Genomic DNA, 17,699 nt, shown 5'->3' with positions numbered 1-17,699 from the left:
GCCGGGGCCGTGCATGTCCGCCGGTCGGTACGACCACGGCGCGGCACGCCGTACCGTTGTTCCACGTGTCTTCTCCGTCGAGAGCCGGTACCGGCTATGCCAGGGCCGCCGTCTGGCTGCGCGCCCACCCGCTGGCGTTCGACGCGGGCCTGGCGCTGGGCGCGCTGGTCTGCATGGTCGCCGGTTCGTTCGCCCACACCGGCGGCTCCGAAGGGCCGGCCTTCGGCCACCGGAGCCCCCAGTTCCACACCTTCGTCCTGATGGGCGTGGGCGCCGCGGCCCTGGTCCTGCGCCGCCGCACCCCGATGGCCGTACTCGCCGTCACCTGCGGGGTCACCGCGGTCCAGTTGATCTCCGGTGAACCGCCGACCCTGGTGGCGATGAGCGCGGTCATCGCGCTCTGCACGGTCGCCGCCCGCACCGACCGCCCGACCACCTGGCGGGTCGGGCTGGTCACCATGGCCGTACTCACCGGGACGGCGATGTGCTTCAGCGAGACCCCCTGGTACTCCCAGGAGAACCTGGGAATCTTCGCGTGGACCGGAATGGCCTCGGCCGCGGGGGACGCCGTACGCAGCCGCCGTGCCTTCGTCGATGCCATACGGGAGAGGGCCGAGCGGGCCGAACGCACCCGTGACGAGGAGGCCCGCCGCCGGGTCGCCGAGGAGCGGCTGCGGATCGCCCGCGACCTGCACGACGTCGTCGCCCACCACATCGCCCTGGTCAACGTGCAGGCAGGGGTGGCCGCCCACGTCATGGACAAACGCCCCGACCAGGCCAAGGAGGCGCTCGCGCACGTACGGGAGGCCAGCCGCTCCGCACTGAACGAACTGCGTGCCACCGTCGGCCTGTTGCGCCAGTCCGGCGACCCCGAGGCGCCCACCGAACCGGCCCCCGGCCTCGCGGTGCTCGACGAACTGGTCGGCACCTTCCGCAACGCGGGGCTGCCCGTGGAGGTGGCCTGCAACCACGAAGAGGCGGGCATGCCCGCAGCCGTCGACCTCGCCGCGTACCGGATCATCCAGGAGGCGCTGACCAATGTGCGCAAGCACGCGGGCCCCGGGGCGAAGGCCGAGGTCAGCGTGGTGCGCGTCGGACCGGCGGTCGAGGTCACCGTCCTCGACAACGGCGTGGGCCAGGGTCCCGCGTCCCGGCCGGAGGACACCGCGCCCGGCACGGCCGCCGACGGCGGCGGCCACGGTCTGATCGGCATGCGGGAGCGGGCCGCCGCCCTGCGCGGTTCCTGCACGGCGGGCCCCCGCTACGGCGGCGGCTTCCGCGTCCAGGCGATACTGCCGGTCAACGCCGGCGCAGGGGAGGACGCATGACGATCAGGGTATTGCTCGCCGACGACCAGGCGCTGCTGCGCAGCGCGTTCCGGGTGCTGGTGGACTCGGAGCCCGACATGGAGGTCGTCGGGGAGGCGGCGGACGGCGCTCAGGCGGTGGCCCTCGCCCGCTCCGAGGCCGCCGATGTCGTCCTGATGGACATCCGGATGCCCGGTACGGACGGCCTCGCGGCCACCCGCATGATCAGCGCCGATCCGGAACTCGCCGCCGTGCACGTGGTGATGCTCACCACCTTCGAGGTGGACGAGTACGTCGTGCAGTCGCTGCGCGCGGGCGCCTCCGGCTTCCTCGGCAAGGGCGCCGAGCCGGAGGAACTGCTCAACGCGATCCGGGTCGCCGCGGCCGGTGAGGCCCTGCTGTCCCCGGTGGCCACCAAGGGGCTCATCGCGCGGTTCCTCGCCCAGGGCGGCAGTGCGGACGGAGCCGCGGACCCCGAGGCGTACGCGGAACGGCTCGCCGCCCTCACCGTCCGCGAGCGGCAGGTGCTGGTCCAGGTCGGCGGCGGCCATTCCAACGACGAGATCGCCGAACTGCTGGTCGTCAGCCCGCTCACCGTCAAGACCCATGTGAACCGGGCGATGGCGAAACTCGGCGCCCGCGACCGGGCTCAATTGGTGGTAATCGCCTACGAATCGGGCCTGGTCCACCCAAGGGCGTAGCGGCGGCCTACTCCAGCTGCGGTATGCGTCGCATAAGGGAAGGCACCTGGGAGCGACGCGTCGGGGCCCCCGGATGGCTGAAGGTATAGGTGGGTCATTCGTGCCCACCCATACCTCCAGTCACACCTGCCTCGCACGCCACAGAAGAGAGACCCCATGTCCTGGCTGTCCAGATTCAGCCTCGCGCAACGGGCCCTGATCGGGCTGATATCGATCGTCGCCGTCGTCTTCGGTGCGATAGCGATCCCGCAGCTCAAGCAGCAGCTGTTGCCCACCATCGAACTGCCGATGGTGTCGGTTCTCGCTCCGTACCAGGGTGCGTCCCCGGATGTGGTCGAGAAGCAGGTCGTAGAACCGCTCGAAGACACCATCAAGGCTGTCGACGGCATCAAGGGCGTCACCTCCACGGCGAGTGAGGGCAACGCCGTGATCATGGCCCAGTTCGAGTACGGCAACGGCACCAAGCAGCTCGTCGCCGACGTCCAGCAGGCCGTGAACCGCGCCCGGGTCAACATCCCCGACTCCGTCGACCCGCAGGTCGTGGCCGGATCGACGGACGACATCCCGACCGTCGTGCTCTCGGTCACCTCCGACAAGGACCAGCAGGCGCTGTCCGACCAGCTCGACCGCTCGGTTGTCCCGGTCCTCCAGAACATCGACGGCGTCGGCCAGGTCAGCGTCGACGGCGTGCAGGACCTCCAGGTCACCGTCACCCCCGACAGCGCGAAGCTGGCCGCCGCGGGACTCACCCCCGCCTCGCTCAGCCAGGCCCTCCAGGCGGGCGGCGCCACGCTCCCGGCCGGTTCGTTCTCCGAGGACGGCAAGAGCCGCACGGTCCAGGTCGGCGGCGGCTACACCTCGCTGAACCAGATCCAGGACCTGCGCGTCACCGGCATGTCCTCGATGGGCAAGCCGACCAAGCCGGTCCGGCTCGGCGACATCGCCAAGGTCCAGGAGCAGCCCGCCACCGCGACCTCCATCACCCGTACGAACGGCAAGCCCAGCCTCTCCATCGCCATGACGATGGGCCAGGACGGCAGCGCCGTGGGCATCTCCGACGCGGTCAAGGACAAGCTCCCCGACCTGCGCAAGACCCTCGGCTCCGGCAGTGACCTGACGGTCGCCTTCGACCAGGGACCCTCCGTCTCCAAGTCGATCAACGGCCTCACCACCGAGGGCGCGCTCGGCCTGCTCTTCGCCGTGATCGTCATCCTGCTCTTCCTGAGGTCGCTGCGCTCGACGCTGGTCACGGCGCTCTCGATCCCGCTCTCGGTGCTCCTCGCGCTGATCGTGCTGTGGACCGACAACCTCTCGCTCAACATGCTCACCCTCGGCGCGCTGACCATCGCGATCGGCCGCGTCGTCGACGACTCGATCGTCGTCCTGGAGAACATCAAGCGGCATCTGAGCTACGGCGAGGAGCGCCAGGCGGCGATCATCGCCGCGGTGAAGGAGGTCGCCGGAGCGGTCACGTCCTCGACCCTCACCACCGTCGCGGTCTTCCTGCCGATCGGCCTCGTCGGCGGCATGGTCGGCCAGCTCTTCGGCTCGTTCTCCATCACGGTCACGGCGGCGCTGCTCGCCTCGCTGCTGGTGTCGCTGACCGTGGTCCCGGTCTTCTCGTACTGGTTCCTGCGCGCCCCGAAGGGCTCGGAGGGTGTGGACCCGGAGGAGCTGCGCCGCGCGGCCGAGGCGGAGGAGGAGCGCAGCCGTCTCCAGCGCTTCTACGTCCCGGTGCTCCAGTTCGCGACCCGGCGCCGGGTCACCAGCCTGATCATCGCCGCCGTGGTCCTCGTGGCCACCTTCGGCATGGCACCGCTGCTCAAGACCAACTTCTTCGACCAGGGCGAGCAGGACACCATGTCGCTCACCCAGAAGCTCACCCCGGGCACCAGCCTGGAGGCCGCGAACACCGCGGCCAAGAAGGTCGAGAAGCTGCTCGACGGCGTCGACACCATCAAGGACTACCAGGTCACGGTCGGCTCCTCCGGCTTCGCCGCCGCGTTCGGCGGTGGCACGGGCGCCAACCAGGCCTCGTACCAGGTGACCCTGAAGAAGGCCTCCGACTACGACGCAACCCAGGACCGGATCGAGAAGGGCCTGGCCAAGCTCCACGGCATCGGCGACACCAGTGTCGGCAGTGGCGGCGGCTTCGGCAGCCAGGACCTGAGCGTCGTCGTGAAGGCGGGCGACGGCGACACCCTCAAGAAGGCGGCCGAGCAGGTACGGGCCGCTGTCGCCGAGCTCGACGACGTCAAGGACGTACAGAGCGACCTGGCGCAGAGCGTGCCGCGGATCTCCGTGAAGGCCAACGACAAGGCGGCTGCCGCGGGCTTCAACGAGACGACGCTGGGCGCGGCCGTCGGCCAGGCGGTCAAGGGCACCACGTCGGGCAAGGCGATCCTGGACGACACCGAGCGGGACGTCGTCGTGAAGGCGGCGCACCCGGCCACCACCCTGGCCCAGCTGAAGAACCTCGACCTGGGCCCGGCCAAGCTCGGCGACATCGCCACGGTGAAGCTGGTCCCCGGCCCGGTCTCGATGACCCGGATCGACGGCGCCCGCGCCGCGACGATCACGGCGAAGCCGACCGGTGACAACACGGGCGCGGTCACCACCGCGCTGCAGACCAAGATCAACGACGTCAAGAAGGCGCTGCCCAGCGGCGCGACCGTCGAGATCGGCGGCGTCTCGTCCGACCAGAGCAGCGCGTTCAAGAACCTGGCGCTGGCCATGCTGGCGGCCATCGCGATCGTCTTCATGCTCCTGGTCGCGACGTTCCGCTCGCTGGTCCAGCCGCTGATCCTGCTGGTCTCGATCCCGTTCGCGGCGACCGGAGCGCTCGGCCTGCTGATCGTCACCGGCACCCCGATGGGCGTCCCGGCGATGATCGGCATGCTGATGCTCATCGGCATCGTGGTCACCAACGCGATCGTGCTGATCGACCTGATCAACCAGTACAGGTCGCGTGGTCTCGGCGTGGTCGAAGCGGTCGTGGAGGGCGGCAGGCACCGTCTGCGGCCGATCCTGATGACCGCGCTGGCGACCATCTTCGCGCTGCTCCCGATGGCGCTCGGCGTCACCGGTGAGGGCGGCTTCATCTCGCAGCCGCTGGCCGTGGTGGTGATCGGCGGTCTGATCACGTCGACGCTGCTGACGCTGCTGCTGGTGCCGACCCTCTACGCGATGGTGGAGCTCCGCAAGGAGCGCCGGGCGAAGAAGAAGGAACTGAAGCGGGCCCAGAAGGGCGGGGCGCAGCCCCGGTCCGGCGCCGACACGTCCTCGGACGAGCCGGAGCCGGTGAACGTCTGACATCTCGCACGACCGCGGCCCCCGCACCGGAATCCGGTGCGGGGGCCGCGGTGCGTCCCGGGCGGGGAAAGTGCCGGGAGCGCTACGGCAGCGCCAGCATCCGCTCCAGCGCCAGCTTCGCGTACTTCTCCGTCTCCGGATCGACCTCGATCCGGTTCACGAGGTTCCCCTCGGCCAGCGACTCCAGCGTCCACACCAGATGCGGCAGATCGATCCGGTTCATCGTCGAGCAGAAGCAGACCGTCTTGTCGAGGAAGACGATCTCCTTGTCCGGGTGGGCGTTCGCCACCCGCCGGACCAGGTTCAGCTCGGTCCCGATCGCCCACTTCGAACCGGCGGGCGCCGCGTCGAGGGCCTTGATGATGTACTCCGTCGAGCCGACCTCGTCCGCCGCCGACACGACCTCGTGCTTGCACTCGGGGTGGACCAGCACCCGTACACCGGGTATCCGCTCACGTACGTCGTTGACCGAGTCCAGCGAGAAGCGCCCGTGCACCGAGCAGTGCCCGCGCCAGAGGATCATCTTGGCGTTGCGCAGCTGCTCGACGGTCAGGCCGCCGTTCGGCTTGTGCGGGTTGTAGAGGACGCAGTCGTCGAGCGACATCCCCAGGTCCCGGACCGCGGTGTTCCGGCCCAGGTGCTGGTCGGGCAGGAACAGCACCTGCTCGCCCTGCTCGAAGGCCCACTCCAGGGCCCGCTTCGCGTTCGACGACGTACAGATCGTGCCACCGTGCCGGCCGGTGAAGGCCTTGATGTCGGCGGAGGAGTTCATGTACGAGACGGGGACGACCCGCTCGGAGATACCGGCGTCGGTCAGCACGTCCCAGCACTCGGCGACCTGCTCGGCCGTGGCCATGTCGGCCATCGAGCAGCCGGCCGCGAGGTCCGGGAGGACCACCTTCTGGTCGGCGGAGGTCAGGATGTCCGCCGACTCGGCCATGAAGTGCACACCGCAGAAGACGATGTACTCGGCCTCCGGCCTGTCGGCCGCGTCGCGGGCGAGCTTGAAGGAGTCGCCGGTGACGTCGGCGAACTGGATGACCTCGTCACGCTGGTAGTGGTGGCCGAGCACGAAGACCTTGTCCCCGAGCTTCTCCTTGGCCGCGCGGGCGCGCTCCACCAGGTCCGGGTCGGACGGGGACGGCAGGTCGCCGGGGCACTCCACGCCACGCTCGCTCTTCGGGTCGGCCTCCCGGCCGAGCAGCAGCAGCGCGAGGGGCGACGGCTGGACATCGAGGTCCTGACGGGTTTGGGCGGTGGTCACGACACGCACCCTTTCTTTTCCAAGTTCGGCGCGGCGTGTGGCCGCTCCAGGAACCGGTGCGGACACCGGAGGCTTCTCGTCGAAATGACGTTATCTATCATAACTGCTTCACGTCACCTTGACGATGGCGATCTCGTCGATGTGACGTATCCCCGATCCCGCGGATCTGTGACTCCGCGGAGGGGGTGTGCGAGCATGAACGCGTAAGAGAAGTGCCAGGCCCGGAATGAATCCGCGGCCCCGCCGGTTGCACGAGTCGGCAAGCAGTCCGTACTTCCCCTGCCTCAGGGCGGGGAGACCCCAGCCCGGGAGTGAAGCAGATGTCCGTATCGGACGAGAAGACCACGGTGAGTGACGGCATCCTCCTGTCCGACGCCGCCGCGTCCAAGGTCAAGGCCCTGCTCGACCAGGAAGGCCGTGACGACCTCGCCCTGCGCGTCGCCGTTCAGCCGGGCGGCTGCTCGGGCCTCCGCTATCAGCTCTTCTTCGACGAGCGCTCGCTCGACGGCGATGTGGTCAAGGACTTCGGTGGAGTCAAGGTCGTCACCGACCGGATGAGCGCCCCGTACCTGGGTGGCGCCTCCGTCGACTTCGTCGACACCATCGAGAAGCAGGGCTTCACCATCGACAACCCGAACGCCTCCGGCTCCTGCGCCTGCGGCGACTCGTTCAGCTAGGGCCTGGCCCAGGCCTGTACCAGCTGGTGCGCGTCCGCCGAGGACGCACGAAGCACACGCGAAGGCGGCGGCCCCCGGGATGATCCTGGGGGCCGCCGCCTTTTCGCTCCGCCGTGCCGCCCGCTACAACTGCGGGACCGCGTCACCGCTCGCCGCGTCGACGACCTTCCGGCTGCCCAGCGGCTGGTCCAGGGTGACCGTCTGCGTCACGTCCTTGGCCAGCGCGACACAGATCTTCCCCGGCTCGCGGTTCGGTCCGTCGACCGTCACCCGTACCGCGCCCTTGCTCTCGCTCGCCCGCGCGTCGTACGTACCGCACACCCCGCCCCAGAAGTGCACCGTCAGACTCCGCCCGTCGGTGCTGTAGGACTTCAGCTTCTGGTCCGTACCCGGGTGGTTGCGCCCCGGCGGCGGTTCGGGGTGCGTCAGGTAGCGGGGATCCACCGCCGTCGCCGTGACCGTGCGGAGCCGGGCGTCGCCCGTCGGCTCCGTCTCGAACAGCCATGACGGTACGAGCGTCTGCCGCCCGCCGACCAGCTGCGCCGCGAGCCCCAGCTCCGCACGGTCGATGGTCACCGGCGTGCGCTCGGGGGAGCGGGAGGAGGGTCCACAGGACTTCTCGCTGCCCGGACCGGGCGTGACGCCCTCGGCGAGCGGTTCGACGGTGGCGCAGCTGCCGCTCTTTCCTGCCCCCACCGCGGGCGCGTTCAGCTGCTTCAGCGCCTCGGCGGTGCCGACCAGCGGATACTCGGCCCCCTTGACCGGTTCCTTCAACTGCCCGCTGCCGCCGACCAGTTGGCCGGACGAGCCGATCCGGAGCCCGGTCGCCCAGCCGTAGGTGGGCAGTCCGCCGACCTTCGGGTCGGCGTTCACCACCCGCACCGAACCCGTCAACTGCCCGGCGTCGAGCTTCGCGTCGTCCTGCCCCAGCGCCTTCAGTACCGGAGCGGCTGCGGCCTTCGCCGCCTGCTCGCTCACCGCCGTACCGCTGCCGCCCGGCGCGGTCCCGTCGGCCGAACAGCCCTTCCCCTGGGGGCAGTTGTCGCTCCCTCCGCTGCCGAACCTGGCGTAGGTCCAGGTGCCGGGCGCCTGCTGGGCGACCTGGAGCAGCGGCCCCGAACCGTCCTTGTCGGCGCCGACCCTCCAGGACGTACCCACCAGCCGGGGCGTGCCCGTCACGCCGAGCGCCTGGGCGAGCCGGGTCACCTCGGCCGCGGTGACGGCGCCGTCGGCGCGGTACACCGGAGCCTTGCCCGGTCCGGCGGGAAGCGGGCCCCGGGCGCGGTAGACGGTTCCGCCGGGGTCCGGCTCGCCGGGCGCGATACCGGTGACGGGGCCGCCGTGCTGCGCCGCGCTGTCCAGGGCGAGCGGGGGCGGGCCGCTGCCGCCGCTGCTCTCCGTACTGCCGCCGCCGACGGACGCGGAGGCCCAGTAGGCCCCGCCGCCCCCGGCCAGCAGTACCGCCGCCGCCACCGAGGTGACGACCGCGGGGGACCGCCGCCCACGGGGACGTGCTGTGTCGTGTTCGGGTCGCTCACTGCTCACCGCATGCTCCTTCGACTCCGCTGCCGTGTCCCGTATGTCATGTCCTCCGTAAGAAGGAACACCGGTGGGACGGGGCGGGGGAGCACACGGTTCCCTCGGATCTCCCGGAGCGTTTCAGCTGCGGGGGGCGGCTGTGCGGATCAGTGGCGTGGTGCCACCGGGCGCGGTTCAGTCCCCGTACTCGGACATCCCGTCGATCAGCCGCGCGGAGGCGGGCGGGACCGTGACCCCGTGGATGTGCGACGGGGGGACCGGGGCGGGCGCGGCACTCGGGGGCGCCACCCAGTGCGGTGCCATGCGCGCGCAGTCGCCGCGCAGGTCGTTCAGGTCTGCTTCGGGCTCGGGCCGGGCGATGGAGTTCGACATATCAGAACCGTAAGCACAGGACGCATGCGAAGAAAGCCCTACTATCGGGTAGTTTCGCCCCTTCGGCCCGTGGTGTACGAACCGGTAGCGTGAGGTGTCCGCCTCCCTCCTCCGCAGGAGTGTCTTCGCCGTGCGCATCGCAGTCACCGGCTCCATCGCCACCGACCACCTCATGACCTTCCCCGGCCGCTTCGCCGACCAGCTGGTCGCCGACCAGCTCCACACGGTCTCGCTCTCCTTCCTCGTCGACAATCTCGACGTACGGCGGGGAGGCGTCGGCGCCAACATCTGCTTCGGCATGGGCCAGCTCGGCACCCGCCCGATCCTGGTCGGCGCGGCCGGCTCGGACTTCGACGAGTACCGTGCCTGGCTCGACCGCCACGGCGTGGACACCAGGGCGGTCCGGATCTCGGAGGTCCTGCACACCGCCCGCTTCGTGTGCACCACCGACGCCGACCACAACCAGATCGGTTCCTTCTACACGGGCGCCATGAGTGAGGCCCGCCTGATCGAGCTCCAGTCGGTCGCCGAGCGCGTCGGCGGACTGGACCTGGTGCTGATCGGCGCGGACGACCCCGAGGCGATGCTCCGCCACACGGAGGAGTGCCGCACCCGCTCGATCCCCTTCGCCGCGGACTTCTCGCAGCAGATCGCCCGGATGAGCGGCGAGGACATCCGTACGCTCCTCGCGGACGCCACCTACCTCTTCTCCAACGAGTACGAGAAGGGGCTCATCGAGTCCAAGACCGGCTGGACCGACGAGGAGATCCTGGCCAAGGTCGGCCACCGGGTCACCACGCTCGGCGCCCAGGGCGTCCGTATCGACCGCGTCGGCGAGGCCCCGATCGTCGTCGGCTGCGCGGAGGAGGAGACCAAGGCCGACCCGACGGGCGTCGGCGACGCGTTCCGCGCGGGCTTCCTGTCGGGCCTCGCCTGGGGCGTCAGCCTGGAGCGCGCGGCGCAGGTCGGCTGCATGCTGGCGACGCTGGTGATCGAGACGGTGGGCACCCAGGAGTACACGCTGAGCCGCACCAACTTCATGGACCGCTTCACCAAGGCGTACGGCCACGAGGCGGCCACCGAGGTGCAGTCCCACCTCCCGTAACCCGACGGGGCGCTCAGGACACCCGGCGCACCCGGTAGGCGGTACCCCCGTCGGCCGGGTGCGCCCCCTCGTATCCCTGCCCGCGCATCTCGCACCACGCCGGTACGTCCAGCCGGGCCGCCTCGTCGTCCGAGAGCACCGTCACCACCCCGCCGACCGGTACCTTCCCGATCACCTTGGCGAGCTCGATCACCGGGATCGGGCACCGCTTGCCGAGCGCGTCCACCACGAGCGCGTCCACCCCGGCCCCGGAGTCCGGTGCCGCTTCCGGCACCGGCTCCGCCGGAGTCCCGGCCGCGTCGCCGACGCCCAGCCGCGCCCGTACCGAGCGGACCACCCCCGGCAGCACCGCCAGGAACCGCTCCACGTCCTCCTCGGCCGTGCCGACCGGCAGGGAGATCCGTACGTTCCCCTCGGAGAGCACCCCCATCGCCCGCAGCACATGACTGGGCGTCAGCGTGCTGCTGGTGCAGGACGAACCGGACGACACGGAGAAACCGGCCCGGTCCAACTCGTGCAGCAGAGTCTCCCCGTCGACATAGAGACAGGAGAACGTCACGAGATGCGGCAGCCGCCGCAGCGGATCGCCGACCACCTCGACATCGGGCACCAGCTCCGGCACCCGGGCCCTGATCCGGTCCACCAGCCCCCGCAGCCGCACCCCTTCGGCGTCCGCCTCGGCCCGGACCACGCGCAGCGACGCCGCCGCGGCCACGATCGCCGGGACGTTCTCGAAGCCGGCTGCCCGCCCGGACTCCCGCTCGTCGGCCGGGCCTTGAGGGACGAACCTCACACCCTTCCGTACGGCGAGCAGCCCCACTCCGGCCGGTCCGCCCCATTTGTGCGCACTCGCGGCGAGCAGCGACCAGGCGCCCCGTACCGGCCCCCACCCCAGCGACTGCGCCGCGTCCACCAGCAGCGGCACACCCGCCTCCCGGCACGCCTCGGCGACCTCGGCGACCGGCTGTTCCGTGCCGACCTCGTGGTTCGCGGACTGCAGACACGCCAGGGCGGTGGTCCCGGTCAGCGCGGCGGCGTACGCGTCCGGGGTCACCGCCCCGGCCCGCCCCACCGCCACCTCGGTCACCGAACCGCCGGCCGCCTCGTGGGCGGCGGCCGAGTGGAGTACCGAAGAGTGTTCGACCGCCGACACCACCAGGTGGCCGCCGACACGCCGACGCCCAGAAAGTGCTCCGGCAATTCCTGAGTGGACCGCGCGGGTCCCGGAAGAGGTGAACACGAGTTCGTCGGGGCGGCACCCGACCGCCTCGGCCGCCGCCTCCCGCGCCGCGTCGAGCAGCAGCCGCACCCGCCGCCCTTCCCGGTACAGGCGGGCCGGATCGGCCCAGCCTTCGTCCAGGGAGGCTTGCAGGGCCTGACGTGCGACGGGGTGCAGAGGCGCGGAGGAGGCGGCATCGAAGTAGGGCACGGCGCCACGCTAGCCGCCGCCCTCGCGCGGCCGGTCCGCACCGTCAGGGGAGAGACCGTCAGATCGCCGCCGGAAGCCGGGATTCCACCCCTTCGGGGTGTCGGACGGCGCGTTGGGCACCCTCCCCGCGCGGCCCCAAATGGCCTCCAGTAGGGTTTGGTCCGCATAAACATCCAAACCCCTGCCCGGAGCAGGACCGGCGACCGACCTCGATGCGGCCGCAGCCGGCCGCACGGGCGAGACTCTCGGGAAGGCGCTACGTGAGTCCCAACGGCTCCGACCGCTCGTCGCGGCGCCCGATGCGGCGGAAGCTGCCGCAGGTGCTGACTGCGGGCCTGATCCTTGTGACCGCTACAGGTTGCTCGTACAAGGATTTCCCCCGCCTTGGTATGCCCACCCCGGTAACGGAAGAGGCACCTCGGATCCTCTCCCTCTGGCAGGGCTCGTGGGCGGCAGCGCTCGCCACGGGCGTGCTGGTGTGGGGGTTGATCATCTGGAGTGTCATCTTCCACCGGCGTAGCCGGACCAAGGTGGAGGTACCTCCGCAGACGCGGTACAACATGCCCATCGAGGCGCTGTACACCGTGGTCCCCCTCATCATCGTCTCGGTGCTCTTCTACTTCACCGCCCGCGATGAGTCGAAGTTGCTCAGCCTCTCGCCGAAGCCCGCCCACACGGTCAACGTGGTCGGCTTCCAGTGGAGCTGGGGCTTCAACTACATCGAGGACGTGGATGGGAACCCGGCCACGGGCAACGCTGCGAAGACCGCTGAGCTGTCCGACATTCCGGACCGCTTCACCAAGCAATTCCCCAAGGGGGCCGAAGGCGTCTACGACGTCGGCACTCCGGCAACCCGGAACCCGCAGAACGGCAACCCGGGTCCCACCCTGTGGCTGCCGAAGGGGGAGAAGGTCCGCTTCGTTCTGACTTCGCGCGACGTCATCCATGACTTCTGGGTGGTGCCGTTCCTCATGAAGATGGACGTTGTTCCGGGCCACACCAACTCCTTCGAGGTGACTCCCAACCAGGAAGGCACCTTCAGGGGCAAGTGCGCTGAGCTCTGCGGCGTAGACCACTCCCGGATGCTCTTCAATGTGAAGGTCGTCTCTCCGGAGCGCTACAAGCAGCACCTCAAGGACCTGGCGAATGAGCACCAGAAGGGCTACATCCCCGCCGGGATCGCGCAGACTGGCCACGCCAAGAACGCGGAGACGAACAACCTGTGAGCATCCTCAACGAACCCCAGGGTGCCGCGGCAGCAAACGACTCCTACGAGAGCGAGCTGCCGGTACGGCGCAAAGAGCCGGGAAACGTCGTCATCAAGTGGCTGACCACCACTGACCACAAGACGATCGGCACGATGTATCTGGTCACCTCGTTCGCGTTCTTCTGCATCGGCGGTGTGCTGGCCCTCGTGATGCGGGCCGAGCTGGCCCGTCCGGGCACGCAGATCGTGTCGAACGAGCAGTTCAACCAGGCGTTCACGATGCACGGCACGATCATGCTGCTGATGTTCGCGACGCCGTTGTTCGCCGGGTTCGCGAACTGGATCATGCCGTTGCAGATCGGCGCGCCCGATGTGGCGTTCCCGCGGCTGAACATGTTCGCGTACTGGCTGTACCTCTTCGGCTCGCTCATCGCGGTCGGTGGCTTCATCACCCCGCAGGGCGCGGCCGACTTCGGCTGGTTCGCCTACTCCCCGCTGTCGGACGCCGTCCGCTCGCCGGGTGTGGGTGCCGACATGTGGATCATGGGTCTGGCCTTCTCCGGCTTCGGCACGATCCTCGGTTCGGTCAACTTCATCACCACGATCATCTGCATGCGCGCGCCCGGCATGACGATGTTCCGGATGCCGATCTTCGTGTGGAACGTCCTGCTGACCGGTGTTCTGGTCCTGCTGGCCTTCCCGGTCCTCGCCGCCGCACTCTTCGCGCTGGAGGCGGACCGCAAGTTCGGCGCTCATGTATTCGATGCGTCAAATGGCGGCGCGCTCCTATGGCAACACCTCTTCTGGTTCTTCGGCCATCCAGAGGTGTACATCATCGCGTTGCCATTCTTCGGAATTATTTCCGAAGTGATTCCAGTGTTCTCCAGAAAGCCGATGTTCGGATACATCGGCCTGGTCGCCGCCACCATTTCGATCGCCGGTCTTTCGGTGACGGTGTGGGCGCACCACATGTACGTCACCGGCGGTGTGCTGCTGCCGTTCTTCTCCTTCATGACCTTCCTGATCGCAGTGCCGACCGGTGTGAAGTTCTTCAACTGGATCGGCACGATGTGGAAGGGGTCGCTGTCCTTCGAGACACCGATGCTCTGGGCCGTCGGCTTCCTGATCACCTTCACCTTCGGTGGTCTGACCGGCGTGATCCTGGCCTCGCCCCCGATGGACTTCCACGTCTCCGACTCGTACTTCGTCGTCGCGCACTTCCACTACGTCATCTTCGGCACCGTGGTCTTCGCGATGTTCTCCGGATTCCACTTCTGGTGGCCGAAGTTCACCGGCAAGATGCTGGACGAGCGACTGGGCAAGATCACCTTCTGGACGCTGTTCGTGGGCTTCCACGGCACGTTCCTGGTGCAGCACTGGCTGGGTGTCGAGGGCATGCCGCGGCGTTACGCGGACTACCTCGCCGCTGACGGCTTCACCACGCTCAACACGATCTCGACCATCAGCTCCTTCCTGCTGGGCCTGTCGATCCTGCCGTTCTTCTACAACGTCTGGAAGACCGCCAAGTACGGGAAGAAGATCGAGGTCGACGACCCGTGGGGCTACGGGCGTTCGCTCGAATGGGCGACGTCCTGCCCGCCGCCCCGGCACAACTTCACCACCCTGCCGCGGATCCGTTCCGAATCCCCGGCGTTCGACCTGCACCACCCTGAGATCGCGGCTCTCGACCAGCTCGAGAACCACGGTGCCGAAGCGGCCCTCGCCGGTGGCAAGGAGGCGGGCAAGTGAAGGTCCAGGGAAAGATGTTCATCTGGCTGGCCGTCTTCATCCTCGCCGTAGCGGTCGTCTACGGCGTGTGGTCGAAGGAGGCAGCCGGTACCACGGCACTCTTCATGGCCTTCGGGCTGAGCATCATGATCGGCTTCTACCTGGCCTTCACGGCCAAGCGGATCGATGCCGGCGCGATGGACGACAAGGAGGCCGACGTCGCGGACGACGCCGGTGAGGTCGGGTTCTTCGCCCCGCACAGCTGGCAGCCGATCTCGCTGGCCATCGGCGGTGCGCTCGCCTTCCTGGCCATCGCGATGGGCTGGTGGCTGCTGTACTTCTCGGCGCCGCTCGTCGTGATCGGCCTCTGGGGCTGGGTGTTCGAGTTCTACCGCGGAGAGAACCAGAACCAGTAGGACCGCTCCACCGCACGAGAGGCCCGGACGCCATTCAGGTGTCCGGGCCTCCTCGTTTGCAGTCATCCGGCGTGCCGTTACCGGGAGATCTTCATAACGTGTGCTTATGAGCCACGCACCTCGATTCCGTACGGTCCTGAGCTGCACACTGCTGGTCGTGTCCCTGGGGGCGACGGCGACCGCGTGCGGCGGCTCCCCCAACAATCCGCTCTCCGCGCCGCCGTACAACGCCGCCGACGACATCTCGTTCAGCGGCCCCGGCGGCAGCGGCAAGGTGGACCCGGACAAGCCGCTCGAAGTCACCTCCAAGGATGACGGCGGTCGCATCACCGATGTGACCGCCTCGGACAGCACAGGACGCCAACTGGCGGGCGAACTCTCGGCGGACGGCAGCAGGTGGCACAGCACGGCCCCGCTGGCCGCAGGCGCGCACTACACGGTGCGCGTCGCCACCGAGGACGAGGACGGCTCGCCGGGCGCGAAGACGACCACGTTCGACACGGCTCCCGCCGCCGACCGGCTCAACGTCACCTTCGGGCCCAAGGCGGGCGAGTACGGCGTCGGACAGCCCGTCACCGCCCAACTCAGCGCCCCGGTCAAGGACAAGGCCGCCAGGGCCCAGGTCGAGCGTGCCCTGAAGGTCGACTCGGTACCGTCCGTCGAAGGCGCCTGGTACTGGGTGGACAGCAAGACGCTGCACTACCGCCCGAAGGAGTACTGGCCCGCACACGCCACGATCGACGTGCACAGCAACCTGAACGGGATAAAAGTGGCGGGCAAGCTCTACGGCGGCGACGCCAAGCCGCTCAAGCTGACCACCGGCGACCGTCTCGTGGCCGTCACGGACGCGTCGTCGCACGAAATGACGGTCACCCGCAACGGCGAAGTGATCAACACCATTCCGGTGACCACCGGCAAGGCGGGCTTCTCCACCCGCAACGGCGTCAAGGTCGTGCTGGGCAAGCAGTACTTCGTACGCATGACCAGCGCCAGCATCGGTATCGCCGCCGGGAGTTCGGACTCGTACGACCTGCCGGTCTACTACGCGACACAGGTCACACTGAGCGGGGAGTACGTCCACGCCGCGCCGTGGTCCGTGGGCTCGCAGGGGAGTGCCAACACCAGCCACGGCTGCACCGGGATGAGCACGGACAACGCCTCCTGGTTCTTCAGCCACGTGCGCCAGGGCGACATCGTCGACGTCGTCGGCAGCGACGGCGACACGATGACGCCGTTCGACAACGGCTTCGGGGACTGGAACGTGTCCTGGGCCAAGTGGGCCAAGGGCAGCGCGCTGACGAACGGCAAGCAGGTGCCCGCCGCACCCGCGGAAACGGCCCGGCTGCGGCCCGCCGCGTTCTGACGGGAGCCGACGCGCGGTTCCGCGGGAGCGGTCCGCCGCGGCCGGGTCAGGACCCCGTGGCGACGGTGCCCGCGGCGAGCCTGCTGCGGATCAGAGCGGCCAGTGTGCCCGCGAACTCCACCGGCTCCACCGGAAGTGTCGCCGCGGCGTCCGCGCGGCTCCAGGTGGCCAGCCAGGCGTCCTGCGGGCGGCCCATGAGCAGCAGCACGGGCGGGCACCGGAAGATCTCGTCCTTGATCTGCCGGCAGACCCCCATACCTCCCGCGGGGACCGACTCGCCGTCCAGCACGCAGACATCGATCCCACCGTTGTCCAGGGCCTTGAGCACCGCGTCGAGCGTCGCGCACTCCAGGTACTGCACCGGCGGCACGTCCGAGGCCGGCCGCCGGCCCGCGGCGAGCCGTACCTGCTCACGGGTGTTCGCGTCGTCGCTGTAGACCAGGACCGTGGCGCTCGGCTGCATTGTTCCTCCGTGACGGCTGTTTCGGGGACTGCGGGGCTTCGACCTTGGCGCGGATGCTACTCCGTCCGACACCCCGTCAACACCGTTACGGACCGCCTCGCGCTGGGCCGTTCGAGCTGGACACGAGGGGCTGACACACCGAACGGCACCCCCCAGGGTGAGGGCGGGATAAGCGACCGACATAATGTCGGTCGTGGCGACAGCAACGACAGTAGAAACCGGGCACGCGCACCCGTCGGTCAATCGGCCGAACCTCACCAGCGTCGGAACCATCATCTGGTTGAGTTCCGAGCTGATGTTCTTCGCGGCCCTCTTCGCGATGTACTTCACCCTGCGATCGGTGACGGGTCCCGAGCACTGGAAGGAAATGGCGTCCTCGCTGAACGTTCCTTTCTCGGCGACGAACACCACGATCCTGGTGCTCTCTTCTCTCACCTGCCAGCTCGGCGTGTTCGCCGCCGAGCGGGGCGATGTGAAGAAGCTCCGCACGTGGTTCATGATCACGTTCGTGATGGGTGCGATCTTCATCGGAGGCCAGATCTTCGAGTACACCGACCTGGTGAAGAAGGACGGCCTTTCGCTGTCCTCCGACCCGTACGGTTCGGTGTTCTACCTGACCACCGGCTTCCACGGCATGCATGTGACAGGCGGTCTCATCGCCTTCCTGTTCGTTCTGGGCAGGACATACGCGGCCAAGAGATTCACGCACCACCAGGCAACCGCCGCCATCGTCGTGTCCTATTACTGGCACTTCGTCGATGTCGTCTGGATCGGCCTCTTCGCGACGATCTACCTCATCAAGTAATCGGGCCCGAC

The 17,699-nt window shown here is 69.0% G+C and carries 15 protein-coding genes; 10 read left to right on the top strand and 5 right to left on the bottom strand.

All coding sequences use genetic code 11. The annotated features are described in order from the left end of the window. Positions 1–65 precede the first annotated feature (65 nt). From OG709_RS08825 to OG709_RS08815, 3 genes are all read left to right on the top strand, one after another. Positions 66–1,328 (top strand): sensor histidine kinase, encoded by a 1,263-nt coding sequence (locus OG709_RS08825; protein ID WP_250304578.1) that lies wholly within the window; start codon positions 66–68, stop codon positions 1,326–1,328. Continuing rightward, positions 1,325–2,008: a response regulator transcription factor gene (locus OG709_RS08820; protein ID WP_250304579.1), complete on the top strand. Its 684-nt coding sequence runs from the start codon at positions 1,325–1,327 to the stop codon at positions 2,006–2,008. Before OG709_RS08825 ends, OG709_RS08820 begins: the two co-directional genes overlap by 4 nt. Positions 2,009–2,164: 156 nt before the next feature. Beyond that, positions 2,165–5,320, top strand: a complete 3,156-nt coding sequence (locus OG709_RS08815) for an efflux RND transporter permease subunit (protein WP_250304581.1) — start codon at positions 2,165–2,167, stop codon at positions 5,318–5,320. 82 nt (positions 5,321–5,402) lie between these two features. On the opposite strand, the gene nadA is transcribed toward OG709_RS08815, so the two are convergent. Beyond that, positions 5,403–6,593 carry a quinolinate synthase NadA gene (gene nadA / locus OG709_RS08810; protein ID WP_329165506.1) on the bottom strand — a complete coding sequence of 397 codons (1,191 nt, stop codon included), beginning with the start codon at positions 6,591–6,593 and terminating at the stop codon, positions 5,403–5,405. A gap of 311 nt (positions 6,594–6,904) precedes the next feature. Here nadA and OG709_RS08805 point away from each other — a divergent pair, with 311 nt between their 5' ends. Continuing rightward, complete coding sequence (locus tag OG709_RS08805) at positions 6,905–7,261, top strand: HesB/IscA family protein (RefSeq protein WP_250304585.1); 357 nt, start codon at positions 6,905–6,907, stop codon at positions 7,259–7,261. Positions 7,262–7,384: 123 nt separating this feature from the next. Here OG709_RS08805 and OG709_RS08800 read toward each other — a convergent pair whose 3' ends face one another. Next, positions 7,385–8,806: a hypothetical protein gene (locus tag OG709_RS08800; protein ID WP_329165504.1), complete on the bottom strand. Its 1,422-nt coding sequence runs from the start codon at positions 8,804–8,806 to the stop codon at positions 7,385–7,387. A 168-nt stretch (positions 8,807–8,974) separates the two neighbouring features. Beyond that, complete coding sequence (locus tag OG709_RS08795) at positions 8,975–9,172, bottom strand: hypothetical protein (protein ID WP_250304589.1); 198 nt, start codon at positions 9,170–9,172, stop codon at positions 8,975–8,977. Positions 9,173–9,302: 130 nt separating this feature from the next. Between OG709_RS08795 and OG709_RS08790 the strand changes: the two genes are divergently transcribed. Then, on the top strand, positions 9,303–10,277 hold the full coding sequence (locus tag OG709_RS08790; RefSeq protein WP_250304591.1) for a carbohydrate kinase family protein: 975 nt from the start codon (positions 9,303–9,305) through the stop codon (positions 10,275–10,277). Between the two features lie 13 nt (positions 10,278–10,290). On the opposite strand, the gene OG709_RS08785 is transcribed toward OG709_RS08790, so the two are convergent. After that, positions 10,291–11,706, bottom strand: a complete 1,416-nt coding sequence (locus tag OG709_RS08785) for a cysteine desulfurase/sulfurtransferase TusA family protein (protein WP_329165501.1) — start codon at positions 11,704–11,706, stop codon at positions 10,291–10,293. Positions 11,707–11,966: 260 nt separating this feature from the next. Here OG709_RS08785 and ctaC point away from each other — a divergent pair, with 260 nt between their 5' ends. The 4 genes from ctaC to OG709_RS08765 all read left to right on the top strand — a co-directional run bounded on the left by ctaC (position 11,967) and on the right by OG709_RS08765 (position 16,420). Further along, on the top strand, positions 11,967–12,932 hold the full coding sequence (gene ctaC, locus OG709_RS08780) for an aa3-type cytochrome oxidase subunit II (RefSeq protein WP_250304596.1): 966 nt from the start codon (positions 11,967–11,969) through the stop codon (positions 12,930–12,932). Continuing rightward, positions 12,929–14,662, top strand: coding sequence for an aa3-type cytochrome oxidase subunit I (gene ctaD, locus OG709_RS08775; RefSeq protein WP_250304598.1), 1,734 nt, complete (start codon positions 12,929–12,931; stop codon positions 14,660–14,662). Before ctaC ends, ctaD begins: the two co-directional genes overlap by 4 nt. Then, positions 14,659–15,057, top strand: a complete 399-nt coding sequence (locus tag OG709_RS08770) for a cytochrome c oxidase subunit 4 (protein WP_250304599.1) — start codon at positions 14,659–14,661, stop codon at positions 15,055–15,057. The genes ctaD and OG709_RS08770 overlap by 4 nt, the downstream gene beginning before the upstream one ends. A gap of 106 nt (positions 15,058–15,163) precedes the next feature. After that, positions 15,164–16,420, top strand: a complete 1,257-nt coding sequence (locus OG709_RS08765) for a L,D-transpeptidase (protein WP_250304601.1) — start codon at positions 15,164–15,166, stop codon at positions 16,418–16,420. Between the two features lie 46 nt (positions 16,421–16,466). Here the strand turns inward: OG709_RS08765 and OG709_RS08760 are convergent, their stop codons facing one another. Continuing rightward, positions 16,467–16,883 carry a hypothetical protein gene (locus OG709_RS08760; RefSeq protein WP_250304602.1) on the bottom strand — a complete coding sequence of 139 codons (417 nt, stop codon included), beginning with the start codon at positions 16,881–16,883 and terminating at the stop codon, positions 16,467–16,469. 184 nt (positions 16,884–17,067) lie between these two features. On the opposite strand from OG709_RS08760, the gene ctaE reads away from it, so the two are divergent. Then, positions 17,068–17,688, top strand: a complete 621-nt coding sequence (ctaE, locus tag OG709_RS08755; RefSeq protein WP_250304605.1) for an aa3-type cytochrome oxidase subunit III — start codon at positions 17,068–17,070, stop codon at positions 17,686–17,688. Positions 17,689–17,699 lie beyond the last annotated feature (11 nt).

This window comes from Streptomyces sp. NBC_01267 (assembly GCF_036241575.1).
Taxonomy (GTDB): domain Bacteria; phylum Actinomycetota; class Actinomycetes; order Streptomycetales; family Streptomycetaceae; genus Streptomyces.
The sequence above is the reverse complement of the archived record's forward strand: the minus strand, read 5'-3'. Positions and strand labels throughout refer to the sequence as shown.

What these genes read in the sequence shown, in the direction of transcription:
- OG709_RS08820 (WP_250304579.1), top strand. Translation starts at nt 1,325, where the DNA reads ATGACGATCAGGGTATTGCTCGCCGACGACCAGGCGCTGCTGCGCAGC.
- OG709_RS08815 (WP_250304581.1), top strand. Translation starts at nt 2,165, where the DNA reads ATGTCCTGGCTGTCCAGATTCAGCCTCGCGCAACGGGCCCTGATCGGG.
- OG709_RS08805 (WP_250304585.1), top strand. Translation starts at nt 6,905, where the DNA reads ATGTCCGTATCGGACGAGAAGACCACGGTGAGTGACGGCATCCTCCTG.
- OG709_RS08795 (WP_250304589.1), bottom strand. Translation starts at nt 9,172, where the DNA reads ATGTCGAACTCCATCGCCCGGCCCGAGCCCGAAGCAGACCTGAACGAC.
- OG709_RS08765 (WP_250304601.1), top strand. Translation starts at nt 15,164, where the DNA reads ATGAGCCACGCACCTCGATTCCGTACGGTCCTGAGCTGCACACTGCTG.
- OG709_RS08760 (WP_250304602.1), bottom strand. Translation starts at nt 16,883, where the DNA reads ATGCAGCCGAGCGCCACGGTCCTGGTCTACAGCGACGACGCGAACACC.
- ctaE (WP_250304605.1), top strand. Translation starts at nt 17,068, where the DNA reads ATGTCGGTCGTGGCGACAGCAACGACAGTAGAAACCGGGCACGCGCAC.